Genomic DNA, 20,646 nt, shown 5'->3' on the forward strand with positions numbered 1-20,646 from the left:
CCATGGCCTTCTCCACGGTCCTGATCGCCAACCGCGGAGAGATCGCCTGCCGCATCGCGCGCAGCGCGCGGCGCCTGGGTTGTCGCACGGTCGCGGTGTACAGCGAGGCCGACCGCGGCGCGCTGCACGTGGAAGCGGCCGATCTCGCGGTGTGCATCGGCGCGGCCGCGCCCGTGGCCAGTTACCTCAAGATCGAAGCACTGATCGACGCCGCGCGGCGCAGTGGTGCCGACGCCATCCATCCCGGCTACGGGTTTTTGTCCGAGAACGCGGCCTTCGCGCGCGCCTGCGCCGCAGCCGGCCTGGTGTTCATCGGCCCCACGCCGGAGGCGATCGAGGCCATGGGCAACAAGCGCGCGGCACGCCGCCGCGTGGCTGCGGCCGGCGTGCCCTGTGTGCCGGGCCACGACGAGGGTTCGCAGGACGACGCCGTGCTGATCGAAGCGGGCATGCGCATCGGCTTCCCGCTGATGGTCAAGGCAGCGGCGGGCGGCGGCGGTCGCGGCATGCGCCGCGTGCTGCGCGCAGAAGATCTGCCCGCGGCCCTGGCCTCGGCGCGCGGCGAGGCGCAGTCGGCCTTCGGCAACGGCGAGCTGATCCTGGAGCGCGCCGTGGAAGGCGCGCGCCATGTCGAGTTGCAGGTGTTCGGTGACACGCATGGCCATGTCATCCACCTGGGGGAGCGCGACTGCTCGGCTCAGCGCCGCAACCAGAAGGTGATCGAGGAATCGCCCTCGCCGGCGGTGGACGGCGCGCTTCGGGCGCGTATGGGTGAAATGGCGGTGGCGGCGGCGCGGGCGGTGGGCTACGTCGGTGCCGGCACCGTGGAGATGCTGCTGGGGCAGGACGGCGCGTTCTACTTTCTGGAGATGAACACGCGACTGCAGGTGGAGCACCCCGTCACCGAAGCGGTCACCGGTCTGGATCTGGTCGAATGGCAGCTGCGCGTGGCGGCCGGCGAGCCGCTGCCGCTGCGGCAGGAGCAGGTGCAGCTGTCCGGCCATGCCATCGAGGTGCGCCTCTACGCCGAAGACCCCGACGCCGGCTACGCGCCGCAGACCGGCCGCGTGCTGTGCTGGCGCGCGCCCGATGCGGCGCTGGCGCGCACCGATGCCGGCATCGGCGAGGGCCGTGTGGTGGGCGCCGACTACGACCCCATGCTGGCCAAGCTCATCGCCCACGGCACGACGCGCGAGGAGGCGCGGCGCAAGCTGCTGCTTGCGCTCGAACAGACCGTGCTGCTGGGCCTCAAGACCAACCGTGCGCAACTCATTGACCTGCTCGCCGACCCGGTGTTCCGCGACGGCGCCGTGACCACGCGCTGGCTCGATACCCGCAGTGCGGGCACGGCGGGCGAGGGTGGGATCGGGTGCCTCACCGCGGCGGCGGTGGCGGTGATCGCGAGCGGCGCCGCCAATGCCGGCGGCTGGCGCAGCACCGGCGTGCTGGCGTGGCCGGTGCGCCTGCAGGTGTCCGGCGCCGCGCAGCTCATCGCGTTTACCGTGAGTCAGGACGTGGAGGGCTTCACGGTGCGCAGCGGCGACGCTGCGGGCACCATCCGGCTGCGGCCGATCACGTTGGATGCGCCGAATTACGTGTTCGAGACCGACGGCCTGCGCCACCGCTTCCACATTGCCCAGTCGGCCGAGGGCCTGTGGTATGCGCAGTGCGGCGCGCACCTGGGCGTGTACGAGCTGCCGCGCGCCCTGGCGGCGTCGGCGGGTCAGGGCGGAGACAGCACGCTGGCGCCGATGAGCGGCCGCGTGGCCGAGATCTTTGTCGCGGCCGGAGATGCGGTCGAGAAGGGCGCGCTGCTGCTGACCCTGGAGGCGATGAAAATGTTTCACGAGATCCGTGCCGGTCGTGCCGGCCGCGTCGCAGAACTGGTCGTGGCCGTGGGCGAACAGGTGTCGCCGCGACAGAAGCTGGTGATGCTCGAAGCGGCGGAGCCGGTGACGTGAAGCGCGTGCGCATCGGCGGCGCGGCCGGTTACTGGGGCGACACCGCCTTCGGCCCCGAGCAGCTCGTGCAGCAGGGCGACGTGCAATACCTGGTGTTCGACTACCTGGCCGAGGTCACGATGGCGATCCTGGCCAAGGCGCGCGCCAAGGGCGCGCAAGCGGGCTACGCCACCGACTTCGTCACCCAGGTCATCCGCCCGCACGCAGCCGAGATCAAGCGCCGCGGCATCCGCGTGATCGCCAATGCCGGCGGCGTGAACCTGCCGGCCTGCGCGCAGGCGATCCGCGCCGCGCTGGCCGAGGCCGGCGTGGATCTGAAGGTCGGCACCGTGGAGGGCGACGACCTGCTCGACCGTGCCGAGGCGCTGCGCGCCGTGGGCACCCGCGAGATGTTCGACGGCCGCCCGCTGCCGGAAAAGCTGGCGAGCTGCAACGCCTACCTGGGCGCGTTTCCGATCGCCGCGTCGCTGGACGCCGGCGCCGACATCGTCGTCACCGGCCGCGTGGTGGACAGCGCCGTGACCCTGGGCGCGCTCATCCACGAATTCGGCTGGAAGCCCGAAGACTGGGACCGGCTTGCCGCCGGCACGCTCGCGGGTCACCTGATCGAATGCGGCTGCCAGGCCACCGGCGGCAATTTCACCGACTGGGAATCCGTGGCCGGCGACTGGGCACGCATGGGCTTTCCCATCGCCGAGTGCGCGGCCGACGGCAGCTTCGTCATCACCAAGCCCGAAGGCACCGGCGGCTGCGTCACGCCGCTGTCGGTGGGCGAGCAGCTGGTCTACGAGATCGACGATCCGCAGGCCTACCTCGTGCCGGACGTGACCTGCGATTTTTCCGGCGCGCGGCTCGTCCAGGAGGCGCCGGACCGTGTGCACGTCAGCGGCGTGCGCGGCCGACCACGTACTGCGAGCTACAAGGTCTGCGCGACGCACGACGACGGCTTTCGCGCCAGCTTCCTGCAGACCATCACCGGGTTCGAGGCGCCGCGCCGAGCACGCGCCAACGGTGAGGCGATCCTGGCCGTGGCGCGCAGGCGCCTGGAGAAGCTCGGCCTGCCGGATTTCCTCGACACGGCGATCCACCTGATCGGCTGCAACACGCTGTGGAACCCGGCGCACTTCCCGCCGCCGGAGGCCCACGAGCTGGTGCTGCGCGTGGACGTCTGGCACGCGCGCCATTCCGGCTGCGAGGCCTTCTCCAAGGAGGCTGCCGGCGCAGCGCTGTCCATGACCACCGGCCGCTGCGCCGCCGGCCCCACCGGCCGGCCCAAGACCACGCCGGTGGTGCGGCCTTTTTCGTTCCTCTTCCCGAAATCCGAGGTGCCGGTGCGCGTGGCGGTGGACGGCGCGTCCGTGGCCTACGACTGGGCCGCCTACGTGCGCGCTGGCGCGCCGGTGCCCGCGGCGCGCCTCGCCGAATCCTGTGCTCCTGCGTCGTCCGCGCAGGAGGAACTGGTCAGCGTGCCGCTGCGCCGGCTGGCGGTCGCGCGCAGCGGCGACAAGGGCGACAAGTCCAACATCGGCGTCATCGCCCGCCGCGCGGAATTCCTGCCGTGGATCGCCGCTGCGCTGAGCGCCGAGGCGGTGCAGGCGTGGATGGCGCACACCGGCACCCCGCGCGTCGAACGCTTCCTGCTGCCGGGCCTGAACGCGCTCAACTTCCTGCTGCACGATGCCCTCGGCGGCGGCGGCGCAGTGTCGCTGCGCCTGGACGTGCAGGGCAAGACCTACGCGCAGCAGTTGCTGCACCACCCGGTGCGCGTGCCGCGCGCGCTCTTGGAAAACTTAAAGTCCGATTACGGAGACCTGTGATGCCCACATCCGCCCCCACTCCCGTCATGGCTGGCATCGCCCCGCCGCCGGCCATGCTGTCGCGCATCAACATCGGCGATTTCCTGCGCCGCGCCGCGCAGAGCGACCCGCAGAACATTGCCCTCGTCGACGGCGACATGCGGCTGAGCTACGGCGAGTTGAACCGGCGCGTCACGCAGGCGGCCAATGCGCTGCTGGCCTCCGGCCTGCGCCCCGGCGCGCGGGTGGCCAGCCTGTGCAACAACTCGGCGGAGTTCGTGGTGGCGTTCTTCGGCGTGCACCGCGCCGGGCTGGTGTGGGTGCCGATCAATACCGGCCTGGGGCTGGACGACGTGCGCTTCATCCTGGAACACGCCGAGGCCAGCGCCGTGCTGGTGGACGGCGCGCTGCTGGAGGGCGAGCCGCTGCGCGCGCTGCTGGAGCAGCACGGGCCGACCACAGGCTTCGTGATCGAGGGCGCCGCGCGCGGCCGCTACGCGGCCTTTGCTGCCGCCTGCGCGGCGCAGGACGAGATCGAGACGCCGGTGGAGGCGGGCGACCGTGACGTGGCGCAGATCATGTATACCAGCGGCACCACTGGCCGGCCCAAGGGCGTCATGCAGTGCCACACGGCGGTGGTGATGGCGGCGTTTGCCAACGCGGTGGAGCTGGGCATGAACCGCGAGGACGTGGCCAACGCCGTGCTGCCGCTGTTCCACTGCGCGCAGCACACGCTGCTGTGCTCGCTGCTGGCCGCCGGCGCGCGGGTGGTGCTGCTGCGCGGCTTCGACCCCACGCGCATGCTGGAGGTGATCGAGCGCGAACGCATCAGCAAGATGTTCGCGCTGCCGCTGATGTACCAGGCCATGCTCGATCACCCCACGATCGCGCAGCGCGACCTGTCCAGCCTGAAGCTGTGCCTGTACGCGATGGCGCCGATGGCCGAGACCCTGCTGCGGCGGCTGATCGAGCGCTTCTGCCCGCAGTTCATGCTGGCCTCCGGACAGACCGAGATGTACCCGCTCACCGTCGCCTTCCGGCCGGAGGAGCAGTTGCGCCGCTTCGGCCCGTACTGGGGCGCCAGCTCCATCCTCAACGACACCGCGGTCATGGACGACGAAGGCCGCATCCTGGGGCGTGGCGCAGTGGGCGAAATCGTGCATCGCGGTCCCAACGTCATGCAGGGCTACTACAAGGACCCGGAGGCCACCGAAAAGGCGCGCGCCTTCGGCTGGCATCACACCGGCGATCTGGGCATGTGGGACGCCGACGGGCAACTGCTGTTCAAGGACCGCAAGAAGGATATGATCAAGACCGGGGGCGAGAACGTGCCCTCGGTCAAGGTCGAGGCGGTGCTGCTGCAGCACCCGGCGGTGGCCAACGCGGCGGCGGTGGGCCTGCCGCATGCGCGCTGGATCGAGGCGGTGACCGCCTTCGCGGTACTCAAGCCCGGCGCGAACGCGGACGAGGCGGCGCTGATCGCGCACTGCAAGGCGCACCTGGGCGGCTTCGAGGTGCCCAAGGCGATCCGCGTGCTGGACGCGCTGCCCATGACCAGCACCGGCAAGGTGCAGAAGCAGCCGCTGCGCGAGCGCTTCCACGACCTCTACGCGGGTTGAGTGCCGTTCGCCCTCATTGGAGAGCGCGATGAGAACACTGCTACAGACACGGATGAACGCCATCGTCAATCTGCTGCTGGCGCTGGACCGCCTGCTGGCCGGCGTGAAGCTCAAACGCCTGCGCTCCGGCGGCCTGGAGTGGGTCTACCTGGACAGCGGTGGCAACGGCGAGCCGCTGGTGCTGGTGCACGGCTTTGGCGGCGACAAGACCAACTGGACGCTCATATGCCGGCGCTTGCGCGGGCGCTATCGCATCATCGTCCCGGACCTGCCCGGCTTCGGCGAAAGCGAGTCGCCCGTCAACGCGCGCTACCGCGTGCAGGATCATGTCGAGCGCCTGCGCGGTTTCCTGCACGACCTCGGTATCGAGCGTCCGCACCTCGGAGGCAATTCCATGGGCGGCTACACCGTGGCCCTGTATGCCGCGCAGCACCCGGCCGAGGTGGCGAGCCTGTGGCTGATCGACGCCGCCGGGGTGTTCGGCGCCAAGCCCAGCGAGCTGCTCGCCGCCGTGCAGTCCAATGGCCCTAACCCGCTGCTGCCGCAGACGCCCGCGCAGTTCCGCGAGGTGCTGAGCTTTGCCATGTCCAAGCCGCCGTACATTCCGGGCTTCGTGCTGGACGTGATGTGCCGGCGCGCCATGGCCTGCATCGCCCTGCGCGATCAGCAGTTCAAGGACATCCTCGAACACTCCCCGCATCTGGAACCGCTGCTGCCCGCCGTGCCGGCGCCCACCCACATTCTCTGGGGGGACCGGGACCGGCTGATCGACGTGGACTGTGTGCGCGTGTTCGGCGAACTGCTGCCGAACAGCTCGTCCACGGTGCTGCCGGGTATCGGCCACATGCCCATGCTCGAAGCGCCGGCCGAGTCGGCGCGGGACTACCTCGCCTTCCGCGAGCGTCTGGCCGTGCAGGAAGCGATCGCGGCCGTGCCGGCGGTCTGAGGCGCGACCCCGTGCGCGCGAGTCCGGCAGGCGGCGAGGCGGAGTCCGCGCAGCTGCACTACCGCACCTGCCATCTGTGCGAGGCGCTGTGCGGCCTCGCCGTCACGCACGACGGCGCGGGCCGGGTGCTCTCGGTGCGCGGCGACGCGGAAGACCCCTTCAGCCGCGGCCACCTCTGCCCCAAGGGCGTGGCCCTGGCTGACCTGCAGGACGACCCCGACCGCCTGCGCCGGCCGCTGCGGCGCCAGGGCGAGCGCTGGGTGGAGATCGGCTGGGACGAGGCCTTCGAGATCGCCGAGCGCGAATTGCGGCGGGTGCGCCGCGCGCATGGCGACGATGCGCTGGCCACCTACACCGGCAACCCGACGGCGCATAATACCGGCGCGCTGCTGCTGCTGGCGCCGTTCCTGGCCGCCGCGCGCACGCGCAACCGCTACAGCGCGCGCAGCATCGACCAGTTGCCGAACATGGTGGTCAACCGCTGGATGTTCGGCAATTCGGCGCTGTTCCCGATCCCCGACCTGGATCGCTGCGACTTCCTGCTGATGTTGGGCGCCAACCCGGCCATGTCGCAGGGCAGCATCTGCGCGGCCGGCGATTTCATGGGCCGGCTCGCCGCCCTGCGTGCGCGCGGCGGCCGCGTGGTGCTGGTGGACCCGCGTCGCAACGAAACCGCCGGCAAGGTCGATGAGCACCGGTTCATCCGCCCGGGCGCCGACGTGTTCCTGCTCGGCGCGATGATCCACACCCTGTTCGCCGAAGGGCGGGTCCGTCTCGACCGTCTGGCCGCGTTTACCGACGGCGTGGAGGCCCTGCGCGCGGCGCTTGCCGAATTCACGCCGGAAGCCGCGGCCGTGCCCACCGGCATCGCCGCCGCCGACATTCGCGCGCTGGCGCACGAGTTCGCCTCTGCGCCGCGCGCGGGTTGCTACGGACGCATCGGCACCTGTCTGCAGGACTACGGCGGTCTCACCGCCTGGCTGATCAACGCGCTCAACGTGCTCAGCGGCAATCTCGACCGCGAGGGCGGGGTGATGTTCACCCACCCGGCCATCGACCTCGCCGGGCTGGCGGCGGCCAGCGCCGCCACGCGCGGCAGCTTCGATACCTACCGCTCGCGCGTGCGCGGCCTGCCCGAGTTCATGGGCGAACTGCCGGTGGCGGTGCTGGCCGAGGAGATGCTCACGCCGGGGCCGGGCCGGATCCGCGCGCTGGTCACGTTTTCCGGCAACCCGGTGCTGTCCACGCCGGATGGACGCCGGCTGGAGCAGGCGCTGGCGGGCCTGGATTTCATGGTCAGCGTGGACGCCTACCTCAACGAGACCACGCGCCACGCGCATCTGATCCTGCCGCCCGCCGGGCCGTTGGAGCGCCCGCACTACGCGCTGGCGCTCAACCTGGTGGCGGTGCGTAACGTCGCCAAGTACTCGCCGCCGCTGCTGCCCAAGGCCGCGGACGCGCGCCACGACTGGCAGATCCTGCTCGAACTCGCCGTGCGCCTGGGTTCGCGCGGGCGGCTGGATCGCGCGCTGTGGCGCGGTGTGCAGGCGCTGGTGGAACGCTTGGGCGTGGAGGGCCTGCTGGACCTGCTGCTGCGCGCCGGACCCTACGGTGGCTTGCCCGCCGGCCTCGCGGCGCCGCTGGACGCGCTGCGCGGGTTTCTGTTCGAGGGCCGGCTCGGCGCTGCGCTGCTGCGCCGGGGCGCGGGTCTGGCCCCGCTGCTGCGCGCGCAATCCGGCTTCAGCGGCACGCGCCGCGGCCTGAACCTGGACACCCTGCGCCAGCACCCGCACGGTCTGGATTTGGGCCCGCTGCGACCGTCCCTGCCGGGCAAGCTGTGTACGCCCGGGCGCCGCATTGCGCTGGCGCCGCCGCCGCTGCTCGCCGACCTGCCGCGCGCCGCCGTCGCGCTGCGCCGTCCGCTGCCGTCGGGACTGGTGCTGATCGGCCGGCGTCACCTGCGCAGCAACAATTCCTGGATGCACAACGCGCCGCGGCTGGTGAAAGGCCCGTCGCGCTGCACGCTGATGATGCATCCCGACGATGCGCACGCTGCGGGCGTTACTGACGGCCAGTCGGCGAGGGTGTCGTCGTCGGTGGGCAGCATCGAGCTGCCGGTGCGCCTCACGTCGGAGATGATGCCGGGCGTGGTCTGCGCGCCGCACGGTTTCGGCCACGACCGGCCGGGCACGCGGTTGAGGGTCGCAAGCCGCTTGGCGGCCGGCGCCAGCCTCAACGACATCACTGACGCTGCCCGCGTCGATCCGCTCACCGGCGTGGCGGCGGTCAACGCGCTGCCGGTGACGGTGACGGCCTGCCCATGAGCGCCGTCACGGCAAAGCCAGCACACGTGACAGCGCATCGGCCAGGCCGCGCTGCACGGTGCAGTCGGAAAAGTCGAGCAGCATGTGCAGCGACAGGCCCAGACCGACCAGCCGCGTCGCCGGCCATGCGGCCAGGCCCAGCCACAGCAGGATCGCCGGCCAGGTGTGCAGTGGATGAAAGCCGATGCTGCAGCGCTTGGGGTCGGCGAGCAGATGGTCAAGGTCCACGGCCATGGTCGCCATCATGACCAGGAAGGCGCGACGCCACTGCCGGCGAAAGAACAGCAGGGCAACGACGGCCGGAACGGCCACGTGCAGCACCATGTGCAGGAGGGAGGCTAGCGACATGAACGTGGGACAGGGCGGGGCGGGCCGACACTGTAAAGGGCTTGCGCGATGAGTTATCGCTCCGCGCTGCGCCCCGGGCTGTTCGACGGCCAGGTGATGCTGATCACCGGCGGCGGCTCCGGCATCGGCCGCTGCACCGCGCACGAGCTGGCAGCGCTGGGCGCCACCGTGGTGCTCGCCGGCCGCAAGGCGGAAAAGCTGGAGCGCGTGCGCGCCGAGATCGAAGCGCAAGGCGGGCGCGCCGACACGCGCGTGATCGACATCCGCGAGGGCGAAGCGGTGCGTGAGGGCATCGCGTCCGTGCTCGCTGCACACGGCCGCATCGACGGCCTGGTCAACAACGCCGGCGGCCAGTTTCCGGGCCCGCTGCGTGATTGCAGTGACAAGGGCTGGGACGCGGTGATCCGCAACAACCTCAACGGCGGCTTCCGCATGATGCGCGAGGTCTACACGCAGTGGATGGAGGCGCACGGCGGAGCCATCGTCAACGTGGTGGCCTGCGTGGATTTCGGCATGCCCAACATGGGGCACACCGGCGCGGCGCGCGCCGGCATGATCAACCTCACGCAGACCGCCGCGCTGGAATGGGTACACCGCGGCGTGCGCGTGAATGCGGTGGCGCCGGGGTCCGTCGCCACCAGCGGGATGGCCACCTACGACCCCGGCTTTCAGCAGCGCCTGAAGGCGCGGCGCCGGCACATCCCCTACCAGCGCATGGGCACCGAGGCCGAGGTGTCCTCCGCCATCTGCTTCCTGCTCGGCGAGTCCGCCGCCTACATCAGCGGCGCGGTGCTGCCGGTGGACGGTGCACTGCGCCTGGCCAAGCACCTCTGGCCGGTGCCGGAACACGCCAGCCAGCCCGCCTACGACCCCTTCGGTCGCAGCGAGCTTCCCGATTTTCTCAAGCCCACCTGAACACCCGCAAGCCGGCTCGAATGAGCCCGGAGGAGCCCCATGGATTTTTCCTTCACCCCGCAACAGGAAATGCTGCGCGATACCGTCCGCCGCTTCTGCCAGACCGAGATCGCGCCGCTGGTGCGCGAGTGCGACGATGCCGAGCACTTCCCCAAGCACATCTTTCGCAAGTGGGGTGAGCTGGGCCTGATCGGCGTGCGCTATCCCGAGGCCGATGGCGGCTCGGGCTTCGACAAGGTGGGCGAGTGCCTGGTGCGCGAGGAGATGAGCCGCGTCAGCCAGGCGTTTTCCTCGACCTGGTCGGTCAACGCGCACATGGGGATATGGCCGATCTGGAAGATCGGCACCGCGCGGCAGAAGGAGAAATACTTCGCCCCGACGCTGCGCGGCGAGAAGGTCTCGGCCTTCGGCCTGAGCGAGCCGGACGGCGGCTCCAACATTCGCGCACTGACCACCAAGGCGACGCGCTGCGACGGCGGTTGGCGCATCAGCGGCGCCAAAACCTACATCACCAATTCGCCTTTCGCGGATTTCATGCTGCTGGCCGCGCGTACCGCGCCGGAACTCAAGCCCGAGTCGGTGAGCCTGTTCATCGTCGACCTGCCCGATCCCGCGGTGGGCATCCACAAGCTGGACAAGGAAGGCATCCGCGCCTCCGAAACCGGCCTGCTGCACATCGACAACCTGTTCGTGCCCGAGCAGAACCTGCTGGCCGAGCGCCTCGGCACCTATCCGGTGATCCTGGAATCGCTGTCCGAGAACCGCGTCGGCGTGGCGGCCAACTGCGTGGGCATGGCGCAGGGCGCGCTCGATGCCGCAGTGGCCTACGCGCGCGACCGCAAGGTGGGCGGAAAGCGTATCGGCGAGTACCAGGCCATCGCCCACAAGCTCGCCGACATGGCGGCCGACATCGAGGCCGCGCGCTGGCTGGTGTACTACGGCGCCTGGCGCATCGACCAGAACACGCTCGACGCCGCCACTGCGGCCAAGGTCAAACTGGTGGCCAGCGAAACCGCCGTGCGCGTCACCGAGCAGGCGATCCGCATCCACGGCGGGGCCGGCATCATGCGCGACTACCCGGTAGGCCGCTTCCACCGCGACGCGCTGGTCTACGTGATCGGCGAGGGCACCAGTGAGATCCAGCGCAACATCATCGCTCGCAGCCTGGCGCTTTGAGCCGCTGCGCCGTTGGCGCAGGCGCGGCGATTAAGGCCCAAGCGCAGCGCTCGCCTCGGGGACCACCTCTACGCGCCCGCCATTGAAGTGCACTCCCGCCGGTCGGCCTTCCGCCAATGCGGGGCGAAGCGCTCGGTGGCGACACGCGCGGTAACATGGCAGCGGTCGCGGCTCACAATCTAACGGCTGTTAGGTAAACTGACGCATCCCGACCGAAGCGGCCACCATGCACTGATCGATGCGTCATGGCGAAGGTGAATCGGCGTCAGTGCGAGTCAGGGGTCTTGTCGACAATAGAGGGCGGGCAGGCGATGGCGGTTGAGACGAGTCATGGGGGGGGCGGGGGCGGCGCGGCGGCGGTTTTCGCGGTGCTGGTCGGACTGGCAGTGGGCGCTTGCGGCGGGGGCCAACCCCAGGTGCATGCCCCTCCCGTGGCCGAGGTCCAGGCGCGGACGGTGACGGTCGCGCCGCGACCGGTGCCCTTGCTCTACAGCGTCACCGGGACAGTCGTGTCCGACGAGCGGGTGGAGATCGGCTCGCGGGTCGCGGCTTATGTCCGCAGCCTGGACGTGCGCGAAGGCCAGCGCGTGGCGCCCAACGACCTCGTGGCGACGCTCGACAGCAAGGATGTCGACGCGGCTCTGCGGGTAGCGGAAGCGGATCGCGCGCGCGCGCGCGCCGCGCTGCACGACGCCACGCGCGACCTGGAAGTCAGCCAGAACCTGTTCGCCCGCGCGGCGGTCGCCGAAGTCCAGGTGCGCAAGGCGCGTCTGCTGTGGGAGGCGGCCTCGGAGGCTCTGGCCGCCGCCGAAGCGGCGGTGGACCGGGCGGGGGCGGAGCGCCAGTACGTGCGCATCGTGAGCCCGGTAGCGGGCGTGGTGGTGGCGCGGCATCGCCGGGAGGGCGATCTGGCCTCGCCCGGCATGCCGCTGGTCACCGTGGAATCCGACACCGCCCTGCTGTTCGAGACCTATGTCTCCGAGCAGCGCATCCAGACAATCAGCGCCGGTGACGCGGTGAAACTGCAGATTGACGCGCTGGGCCGGGTACTCGAAGGCCGCGTGCTGCGCGTGGTGCCCTCCGGCAATCCGGCCACGCGCGGGTTTCGAGTCAAGATTTCAGTGCCCGAAGGCGCAGGCTTGCTGCCGGGCATGTTCGGTCGCGCGCAGTTCACGGTGGGCGAGCAGTCCGCCATCGTGGTGCCGACGCCGGCCATGGTGGATCTCGGCGGGCTGCGCGGCGTGTTCGTGGTCGATGAGCAGGACCTGGCACATTTCCGCTGGCTGCGCACCGAGCACGCGGTGCCGGGCGGGGTGATGGCGCCGGCCGGGCTCGAAGCCGGGGAGCGCATCGTGCTCGACCCGCCTGCGGGGCTGCGCGAGGGTGATCGGATTGTCCCGCCCGCGGCGCCCCCGGCAGCCGCAGCGAAGGCCTGACATGAGCGAGCAGCGAATGAACATTGCCGGTTGGCTGGCCGGCGCCTTCGTGCAGTCCAAGCTCACGCCTGTGCTGGTGCTGGCGGTGTTGTTGCTCGGCGTCTACGCCGCGCTCACCACACCGCGCGAGGAAAATCCCCAGATCGTGGTGCCGGGCGCGGTGGTGCGCTTCGTGCTGCCCGGCAGCACGCCGCTGGAAATGGAGCGCCTGATCGTCGCGCCCATGGAAGGGCATCTGCGTGAGATCGATGGCGTGGAGCACAGCTACGCCATGGCGGGCGAGGGTGTGGGGTTCGTGCAGCTGCAGTTTTACGTGGGGGAGGACGAGGACGTGGCCATCCAGCGCGTGCTGGAGCGCGTTGCGGCGTACCGGGACACGCTGCCGGCCGGCACGCTGGAGCCGGTGGTGCAGCGGGTGGACGTGGATGACGTGCCCATCGTCACCATCACCCTGGCTTCGGCGATCTACGACGACTACGCCTTGCGCCGCGTGGCCGAGCGCATGGCCGAGCGCCTGAGCACGCTGGAGCATGTGTCGGTCACCTCGGTCCACGGCGGCCGCGAGCGCGAGATCCGGCTGAACCTGGATCCGGCGCGGATGCAGGCCTATGGTCTGACGCTGGGCGACGGCATCGCGATGGTACGCGCCTCCAATCTGTCGGCGCGGGTCGGAGAGTCGGTTAGCGGCGGCGAACGCCAGGACGTGTACCTCAAGGGCCATTTCACCTCGGTCGAAGCCGTCCGCCGGATGCCGCTGGGTGAGGTCGGCGGCCAGATGATCTACCTGGAGGATATCGGCGAGGTGGTGGACGGCCCGCCCGACGATCCCGGTTTCCTGACCCGCCTGGGCTTCGGCTATGCCGACGCGCGCGGCGCTGCCGCCGCCACGCGTGGCGAACTGGCGGCGGTGACGATCGCGGTGGCCAAGAAACCGAACGTGAATTCGGTGGTGGTGGCCGACTCCGTGCTGGCGATGATCGAGCAGATGCGGGCGCGATTCGTGCCGGCCGGGGTCGAGGTGGTCACCACCCGCAACGACGGGCTGGAGGCCGATCACACGGTCGACAAGCTGTTGTTCGACCTTGCCGTTGCCGTGAGCGCGGTGATGCTGGTGCTGATCCCCTTCCTCGGCCTGCGACAGGCGCTGATCGTCTGCGTCTCGGTGCCGCTGGTGCTGAGCCTGACCGTGGCGATGGACGGCCTGCTGGGCGTGACGATCAACCGCATCTCGCTGTTCGCGCTGATTCTCGCTTTGGGCATGCTGGTGGACGACGCCATCGTGGTGATCGAGAACATTCACCGCCACTACGAGCACGGCACGTCCGACCCGGTGCGCACGGCCGTGATCGCCGCCAACGAGATCGGCAAGCCCACCACTATGGCCACGGTCACCATCGTGCTGGTCTTCGCCTCGTTGCAGATTCTCACCGGCATGAACGGAGCCTTTTTCGAGGACATCTCCTTCAACGTGTCAGTGGCCATCGCCTGTTCTCTGGTGGCCGCCTACATCGTGGTGCCCTGGGCCTGCGCGCGTTGGCTCAGGCCGCACGCCGCTGCCCATCATGAAGCGGCAGAGCAGCAGTCGGCTTGGCTGCACCGCAACTACGAGCGCCTGATCTCGCCCCTGATCCGCGATCGGCGCCGGCTGCGTGTGGCGAGGATTCTGGTGGTGCTGGCGATGATCGGCTCCTTCAGCATGCCCGTATGGCAGTTCGTGCGGCCACAGGGCCCGGCGGGACCGCTCTCCTGGGGCGGCGTGGGCATCGCCATCATGCCCAAGGACGACCGCAACACCTTCGCCATCACCCTCGACCTGCCGGAGAACGTGCCGGTCGAGACCACTGACCGGGTGGCGCGCGAGTTCGGCCGGATCGTCGCGCGGCATCCGCAGGTGAGCCACTACCTGAGCTTCGTCGGCCGGCCCGGCGTGGTGGATTTTTCCTCGCAGGTGAGCGGCGGCAGCAACCGCTTCGGGCCGAACATGGCGGAGATCCGCGTCAACCTCGTCGACAAGTCGCTGCGCGGGCCGACGTCGATGCGCGTGGTGGAAGAACTGCGCGAGGCCACCGCAGGGCTGCGCGCGCGGTATCCCGACATGGACGTGCGCTTCCAGGAATCGCCGCCCGGTCCGCCGACCCGTGCCACCCTGATGGCGAATATCCATGGCAGCGACCCGGAAACGCTGCACCAGTTGTCGGCGCTGGTGAAGCAGCGTTTCGGCCAGACCTGGGGCGTGATCGACCTGTTCGATTCCGAGCCGGCGGACACGCAGCAGATCGACATCGTCGTCGACAAGGACAAGGCCCTGCTGTCGGGCGTGACCACCGCGGACATCGAACAGACCGTGCGCGTGCTGATGAGCGGCATGGTGGTTTCTGAAGCGCGTCTTCCGGGCGAACTGCGGCCGGTGCCGATCCGCGTCGAAGTGCCGCGCGAAGCCCGTATCGATCCGCTGCGCCTGGCCAACACCTTCGTCAAGAACCGCGCCGGCGATCCGGTTCCGCTATCGGAACTCACGCGCGTGGAACGGCGCCCGAGCCATCGGCCGATCCAGCGCAAGGACAACGAGCGCGTGACCTACGTTGGCGGCAACGTCAGCAATGCCACCGCCGTCGTCAATGTCATCATGGACCTGCACCGCGACCTCGACGGCCAGCAGATGGCGGGCGTCACGCTGCGCACCGGCAACATGACCCTCAACAACCAGACCCCGGACACCATTGCCGGCTACGAACTGCTGTGGGATGGCGAGATGCGCCTCACGCTCGACGCTGCGCGCGAAATGGGCGCCATCCTGGGCGTGGTGCTGCTGATCATCTACCTGCTGCTGGTGGCCAACTACCGCTCCTTCAGCCTGCCGCTGATGGGCATGACGGCGATCCCGTTCGGGCTCATCGGCATCTTTCCAGGACACTGGCTGGTGGGCCTGCCGTTCAGCATGGCCTCGATGATCGGCGTGGTTGCCCTGGCCGGCGTGGTGATCCGCAATTCGCTGCTCATCATCGATTTCGTGAACGACTACCAGCGCCAGGGCCGTTCGCTGGAAGAAGCCGTGCGCATGGCCGGGGCCGTGCGCCTGCGGCCCATCGCGCTCACCGCGCTGACGGTGATCCTGGGCACCCTGGTGTTGTACCGCGACCCGATGTTCTCGGGCCTGGCGACCTCGTTGATCTTCGGCACCCTGGCTTCGACCGTCCTGACGCTGCTGCTGCTGCCGCCGCTGTATTACCGGGCGGCGCTGAAGCACCCGGAGTGGGCTCCGCCGGCCGCGGGGCAGACGACGGAGTGACCGCCCCACGGGGGCGCTATCCGAGCAGGCCCCAGGCCATGAGCTTCATCTTGAACATCACCCACAGCATGTGCCCGTAGAAGCGGCCACGTTCGATCAGTCCGGGTTCGTACTCCGCGCGCTGGCGGATGTAATGGCGCAGATCGTTCAGCTCGGCGTCGCCGAACTCCGGAAACGGTGGCATGCCGCGCGCCAACATGGCGCCATCGCGAACGACGCCGTCGAACGCGGCCGCCTGCAGCGGCAGCGGCGAGGCCCGCAGGTCTGGCGCGTAGCCGCCGGCCACGGCGGCAGCGCCGTGGCAGAGCATGCACTTGGTGGCGTAGACCAGCTTGCCGCGCTCGGCCGCCTCGGCATCCACCTGGAAATCCGGTGCCGCCAGCGGCGTCACCGTGGCCAGCGGGGCGGGTGAGGGGGGCAGGCTGGCCTTGCCGCCGATGCGGTAGGTCAGCAGGCGCCGCGGGTATGCACGGCCCACCCAGCCGCTCTGCGCGCTCAGTGAGCCCATCAGCATCGGGCTGCCGGCCCAGCCGGCGAGAATTGACACGTATTGCACGCCGTCGACCTCGTAGGTGATCGGTGCCGCCTGCGTGCCTACGCCCATCGGGCTGCGCCAGCGCAGCGCGCCGGTGTCGGCATCGATGGCGGAGAAATCGCCGTCCGAACGCCCCTGGAACACCAGGCCGCCGCGCGTGACCAGCACGCCGCCATTGGTGCCGCCCGGCGTGTCGAACTTCCATGCGCGGCGCTGCGTCACCGGGTTCCAGGCCTGCAAGTAGGTGGTCGCGGCGCTGCGGGGAATGTCGTCGAAGAACAGCTTGACGCCAACGGGCATCAAGCCTGTCGGTGACCAGTTCTCTTGCGTGATGCCGCGGTCGTCGTAGTAGCCGGCCATCTCGCGCGTGGGGATGTACATCAGCCCAGTGTCCGGGCTGTAGGCCATCGGCTGCCAGTTATGTGCGCCCGCCGGGCCCGGATAGATGATCGACTCGCCATCGGGATAGCGCACACCCGGCAGCTCTACCGGCCGGCCGGTGGTCAGGTCCACATGCGAGGCCCAGGTGACCTTGGCAATCTTTCCGGCCGACAGCAGCTTGCCGTCCTGGCGGTCGATCACGTAGAAGAACCCGTTCTTCGGTGCGTGCATCAGCAGCTTGCGCGCCGTGCCGTCGAGTTGCACATCCGCCAGCACCATGTCCATCGACGAGTTGTAGTCCCAGGTCTCGCCCGGGTTGGTCTGGTAGTGCCAGACGTACTCGCCGGTGTCGGCATCCAGCGCGACCACCGAGCTGAGGAACAGATTGTCGCCGCCGCCGGGGCTGCGCAGCTTCTGGTTCCAGGGCGAGCCGTTGCCGGTTCCCAAATAGACGCGATTGAAGTCCGGGTCGTAGGTCATGGCGTGCCAGACGGTGCCGCCGCCGCCGGACTTCCACCATTCGCCGGTCCAGGTCTTTGCGGCCATTTCCATGGCAGGGTTCTCGAAGCCGTCGGCGGGGTTGCCGGGCACCGTCCACCAGCGCCAGAGCTGCTGGCCGGTGGCGGCGTCATAGGCCGTGACGTAGCCGCGCACACGGCCGTAGTCCGCGCCGCCGTGGCCGATCAGCACCTTGCCGTTGAACACGCGCGGTGCGCCGGTGATGTAGCGATTGTCGCCAGGCTCGGTGGTCATCACTTCCCAGGCGAGCTCGCCCGTGGCCGCATCCAGGGCGATGAGCCGGCCGTCCTGCACCCCGGCGTAGACGCGGCCCTCCCAATAAGCGATGCCGCGGATGCCCCAGCCCATGCGCATCTTCAGCGGGTCGGTTCCGGCGTCGTAGGTCCACAGTATCCTGCCGCTGTGCCCGTCCACCGCGTACAGCACGGTGTAGCCCACGGCCATGTAAATCACGCCATCCACGGCCACCGGCGTGGACGAGACGTTCCACACATCCGGCAGCTCCAGCGACCAGGCCAGGCCCAGCTCGCCGACGTTGCCTTGGTTGATCTGCTCCAGCGGGCTGAACCGCTGTTCGCTGAAGGTGCCGCCGCCGGCCGGCCAGTCGCGCCCCGCGGACGCATGCTTCAGAAGTTCCTGGGATTCCACTGCTGCTGCGGACGAGGCCGTTGCAAGTGCCAGTGCGAACCCCCAAAGGCCGTGGCGAGCGGCGGCTGCAATCTTGTGCACGATGTTCATGAAGTTGTTCCCGCGAGTACCTGGATCCCCGAATCTTCCCCGAATCTTCCCCGAAGCGGGGGCGCTCTTCGGCATTGCAGTGTGCGCATGCCTACTACGCGCGATAAGTTCGGAAGCACGGGCTGCCGGCGTGCTGGCCGGTGCCCGCGCCGCCTTGCGCCTACTTGTAGTGCACCGCCACGCTGCCCACCGATTCGCGGGCGATGATGGTTTTCATGATCTGCGCGGTCCCGTCGCCAATCTGCAAGCCCATGACATCGCGCAGGCGCTGCTGGTGCGGCAGGTCGGTGGTGTAGCCGTAGTGGCCATGCAGCAGCAGGCAGTTGTGGATGATGTCGGTGCAGAACTTGGGCGCCATCCACTTCACCATCGCCGCCTCGCGCGTGTGCCGATGGCCGGCGTCGCGCAGGCGCAGCGCGTGCAGGCACAGCTGGCGGAAGGATTCGAGCTGGCTCTCGTGCTCGGCCAGTGGAAAGCTGACGCCCTGGAACTTGGAGAGCCGGTAGCCGAAAGCCTCGCGCTCGGTGACGTACTGCCAGGTTTCATCGACCGAGGCCTGAGCCGCACCAATGCATTGCAGGGCGATCAGGATGCGGCTGAGGTCGAAGCCCTCCATCACCTGCGTGAAGCCGGTGTTCTCGCGCCCGATCATGGCGCTGGCCGGCACCTCGACATCGTCGAAGAACACCGAGCCGCGGCCGACGGGCTTGGTGCCAATGTCCTTGAACGCGGTGCAGCTCACACCGGGCAGGTCAAGCGGGACGATGAACGCCGAGATACCGCGCGGACCGGGGTCGTCCGGATTGGTGCGGGCGAAGGTGAGCATGGTGTCGGACTGCTCGGCGAAGCTGATCGAGGTCTTCTCGCCCTTGAAGATGTAGTGATCGCCCTTGCGCGTGGCCGAGACCGTCAGGTGCGCGGCGTCCGACCCGCCTCGAGGCTCGGTCAGGCCCAGGGCGCAGATGGACTCGCCGCCCGCCAGCGAGGGGACGTAGCGTTCCTGTGCTTCCGGGGTCGCGTGGTGCAGCAGCACTTCGCAGATCAGCGGCGTGATCATGTTGAGGTAGCTGAGGTTGAAGTCGCCGTAGGCGATGGCCTCGCAGACCAGCCCGTTGACCATGCTCGGCGCGCCGATGCCGCCGAAGCGCTCCGGCACGTTGGGCGCGATCAGCCCCAGCGCGCCCATCTCGCGCGCCAGAGCCCGGTCGATGCCGGGGATGGATTCGCGCGCCTGGTAGCCTTCGCGCAGCCGATCACGAGCGAAACGCTCTGCGGTCTGGCGGATCAGGTCCTGCTCCTCGTCAAGCATCCACTGGGTTTTCATCGAGTGTTATCCTCCTCGTATTGTGTGTCGCCTCTTGCGTCCGCCGGCTCAGGCCATGAATGATCCAGGGCCGGATCCAAACGCCCGCTACCCACATCCGCAACCGCGCCGCAAGACTCATGCGGCCCCAGGAGAACCGTCCGATGCGATTCACCCAAGAGCACGAACTGCTTCGACAATCTATCAAGCGTTTGATAGAAACGGAAATCGCGCCCCATGTCGATACCTGGGAGGAAGCGGGCATCTTCCCGGCTCACGAGCTGTTTCCCAAGCTCGGACGCGCCGGCATCCTGGGCATTACCAAGCCGGTGGAGTACGGCGGGCAGGGCCTGGATTACAGCTTCTCGCTGGTTTACGCCGAGGAGATCGGCCGCATCCGCTGCTCGGGCCTGTCCACCGCCATCGGCGTTCAGACCGACATGGCCACGCCGGCCCTGGCGCGCTACGGCTCGGAGGCGCTCAAGCAGGAATTCCTGGTGCCCGCCATCTGCGGCGAGCGCGTCGCCAGCATCGCCGTGAGCGAGGTCGGCGCGGGCTCGGACGTGGCCTCGATCAACACTCACGCCCGTCGCGACGGCGGCGACTATGTCATCAACGGCTCCAAGATGTGGATCACCAACGGCACGCAGTCCGACTGGCTGTGCTTGCTGTGCAACACCGGTACCGACAACGCGCCGCACCACAACAAGAGCCTCATCGTGGTGCCCACCGACACCCAGGGCGTCACCCGCGGCAAACGGCTGAACAAGCTCGGCGCGCGCAGCTCTGATACCGCGCCGATCTTTCTCGACGAGGTGCGCGTGCCCCGGCGCTTCCTGATCGGCGAGGAGGGGCAGGGCTTCATTTACCAGATGCAGCAATTCCAGGAGGAGCGCCTGTTCGCCGGCAGCAAGTACCTGAGCCAGATCGAGGACGCCATCGACATCACCGCCGAGTACACTGCCACGCGCATGGTGTTCGGCAAGCCGCTGCTGGATCAGCAAATCATTCATTGCAAGCTCGCGGAACTGAAAGCCGAGTGCTGCGCGGCGCGCGCGCTGCTGCGCGAGGCTGCCGAGCATTACATCGCCGGCGATGCGGACGCGGCGATGCTCGTCTCCATGGCCAAGTTCAAGGTCGGGCAACTCGGCCAGGCGGTGCCGTCCGCCTGCCTGCAGTTCTGGGGCGGCCAGGGCTTCATGTGGGACAACCTGATCTCGCGCATCTTCCGCGACACGCGGCTGTGCTCGATCGGTGGCGGCGCCAACGAGGTGATGCTGCAGATCATCGCCAAGGACCTGGGCTTTCATCCGGCCGCGCGCAAGGCCGCGCGCGCCAAGTCGCAGCACTGAGTTCGCCG

General features: G+C 69.3%; 13 protein-coding genes. 10 read left to right on the top strand and 3 right to left on the bottom strand.

Features of this window, described 5'->3' with window-relative positions; genetic code table 11:
- The first annotated feature begins 2 nt into the window (after positions 1-2).
- The 5 genes from RM530_RS03315 to RM530_RS03335 are packed head-to-tail and all read left to right on the top strand — an operon-like array spanning position 3 to position 8,646.
- Positions 3-1,961, top strand: a complete 1,959-nt coding sequence (locus tag RM530_RS03315) for an acetyl/propionyl/methylcrotonyl-CoA carboxylase subunit alpha (RefSeq protein WP_311363784.1) — start codon at positions 3-5, stop codon at positions 1,959-1,961.
- Positions 1,958-3,778 carry an acyclic terpene utilization AtuA family protein gene (locus RM530_RS03320; RefSeq protein WP_311363785.1) on the top strand — a complete coding sequence of 607 codons (1,821 nt, stop codon included), beginning with the start codon at positions 1,958-1,960 and terminating at the stop codon, positions 3,776-3,778. The genes RM530_RS03315 and RM530_RS03320 overlap by 4 nt, the downstream gene beginning before the upstream one ends.
- Complete coding sequence (locus RM530_RS03325) at positions 3,778-5,376, top strand: AMP-binding protein (RefSeq protein WP_311363786.1); 1,599 nt, start codon at positions 3,778-3,780, stop codon at positions 5,374-5,376. The genes RM530_RS03320 and RM530_RS03325 overlap by 1 nt, the downstream gene beginning before the upstream one ends.
- A gap of 28 nt (positions 5,377-5,404) precedes the next feature.
- Positions 5,405-6,322 carry an alpha/beta fold hydrolase gene (locus RM530_RS03330; protein WP_311363787.1) on the top strand — a complete coding sequence of 306 codons (918 nt, stop codon included), beginning with the start codon at positions 5,405-5,407 and terminating at the stop codon, positions 6,320-6,322.
- Between the two features lie 11 nt (positions 6,323-6,333).
- Entirely contained in the window at positions 6,334-8,646 is a 2,313-nt protein-coding gene (locus tag RM530_RS03335) for a molybdopterin-dependent oxidoreductase (protein ID WP_311363788.1), read from the top strand.
- A gap of 6 nt (positions 8,647-8,652) precedes the next feature.
- Here RM530_RS03335 and RM530_RS03340 read toward each other — a convergent pair whose 3' ends face one another.
- Complete coding sequence (locus tag RM530_RS03340) at positions 8,653-8,994, bottom strand: DUF6122 family protein (RefSeq protein WP_311363789.1); 342 nt, start codon at positions 8,992-8,994, stop codon at positions 8,653-8,655.
- Between the two features lie 48 nt (positions 8,995-9,042).
- Between RM530_RS03340 and RM530_RS03345 the strand changes: the two genes are divergently transcribed.
- The 4 genes from RM530_RS03345 to RM530_RS03360 all read left to right on the top strand — a co-directional run bounded on the left by RM530_RS03345 (position 9,043) and on the right by RM530_RS03360 (position 15,810).
- Positions 9,043-9,909 (top strand): SDR family oxidoreductase, encoded by an 867-nt coding sequence (locus RM530_RS03345; RefSeq protein WP_311363790.1) that lies wholly within the window; start codon positions 9,043-9,045, stop codon positions 9,907-9,909.
- 39 nt (positions 9,910-9,948) lie between these two features.
- Positions 9,949-11,085, top strand: a complete 1,137-nt coding sequence (locus tag RM530_RS03350; protein WP_311363791.1) for an acyl-CoA dehydrogenase family protein — start codon at positions 9,949-9,951, stop codon at positions 11,083-11,085.
- 416 nt (positions 11,086-11,501) lie between these two features.
- Positions 11,502-12,521 carry an efflux RND transporter periplasmic adaptor subunit gene (locus tag RM530_RS03355; RefSeq protein ID WP_311363792.1) on the top strand — a complete coding sequence of 340 codons (1,020 nt, stop codon included), beginning with the start codon at positions 11,502-11,504 and terminating at the stop codon, positions 12,519-12,521.
- Position 12,522: 1 nt separating this feature from the next.
- On the top strand, positions 12,523-15,810 hold the full coding sequence (locus RM530_RS03360) for an efflux RND transporter permease subunit (protein WP_311363793.1): 3,288 nt from the start codon (positions 12,523-12,525) through the stop codon (positions 15,808-15,810).
- Positions 15,811-15,826: 16 nt separating this feature from the next.
- Here the strand turns inward: RM530_RS03360 and RM530_RS03365 are convergent, their stop codons facing one another.
- Positions 15,827-17,983, bottom strand: a complete 2,157-nt coding sequence (locus RM530_RS03365; protein WP_311363794.1) for a PQQ-dependent dehydrogenase, methanol/ethanol family — start codon at positions 17,981-17,983, stop codon at positions 15,827-15,829.
- 160 nt (positions 17,984-18,143) lie between these two features.
- Positions 18,144-19,307 carry an acyl-CoA dehydrogenase family protein gene (locus RM530_RS03370; protein WP_311363795.1) on the bottom strand — a complete coding sequence of 388 codons (1,164 nt, stop codon included), beginning with the start codon at positions 19,305-19,307 and terminating at the stop codon, positions 18,144-18,146.
- Between the two features lie 143 nt (positions 19,308-19,450).
- On the opposite strand from RM530_RS03370, the gene RM530_RS03375 reads away from it, so the two are divergent.
- On the top strand, positions 19,451-20,638 hold the full coding sequence (locus RM530_RS03375) for an acyl-CoA dehydrogenase family protein (protein WP_311363796.1): 1,188 nt from the start codon (positions 19,451-19,453) through the stop codon (positions 20,636-20,638).
- Positions 20,639-20,646 lie beyond the last annotated feature (8 nt).

This window comes from Banduia mediterranea (assembly GCF_031846245.1).
Lineage (GTDB): Bacteria > Pseudomonadota > Gammaproteobacteria > Nevskiales > Nevskiaceae > Banduia > Banduia mediterranea.

Coding starts and splice junctions, on each gene's coding strand:
- RM530_RS03350 (WP_311363791.1), top strand. CDS start 9,949: ATGGATTTTTCCTTCACCCCGCAACAGGAAATGCTGCGCGATACCGTC.
- RM530_RS03345 (WP_311363790.1), top strand. CDS start 9,043: ATGAGTTATCGCTCCGCGCTGCGCCCCGGGCTGTTCGACGGCCAGGTG.
- RM530_RS03370 (WP_311363795.1), bottom strand. CDS start 19,307: ATGAAAACCCAGTGGATGCTTGACGAGGAGCAGGACCTGATCCGCCAG.
- RM530_RS03330 (WP_311363787.1), top strand. CDS start 5,405: ATGAGAACACTGCTACAGACACGGATGAACGCCATCGTCAATCTGCTG.
- RM530_RS03325 (WP_311363786.1), top strand. CDS start 3,778: ATGCCCACATCCGCCCCCACTCCCGTCATGGCTGGCATCGCCCCGCCG.
- RM530_RS03315 (WP_311363784.1), top strand. CDS start 3: ATGGCCTTCTCCACGGTCCTGATCGCCAACCGCGGAGAGATCGCCTGC.
- RM530_RS03375 (WP_311363796.1), top strand. CDS start 19,451: ATGCGATTCACCCAAGAGCACGAACTGCTTCGACAATCTATCAAGCGT.
- RM530_RS03360 (WP_311363793.1), top strand. CDS start 12,523: ATGAGCGAGCAGCGAATGAACATTGCCGGTTGGCTGGCCGGCGCCTTC.
- RM530_RS03340 (WP_311363789.1), bottom strand. CDS start 8,994: ATGTCGCTAGCCTCCCTCCTGCACATGGTGCTGCACGTGGCCGTTCCG.
- RM530_RS03365 (WP_311363794.1), bottom strand. CDS start 17,983: ATGAACATCGTGCACAAGATTGCAGCCGCCGCTCGCCACGGCCTTTGG.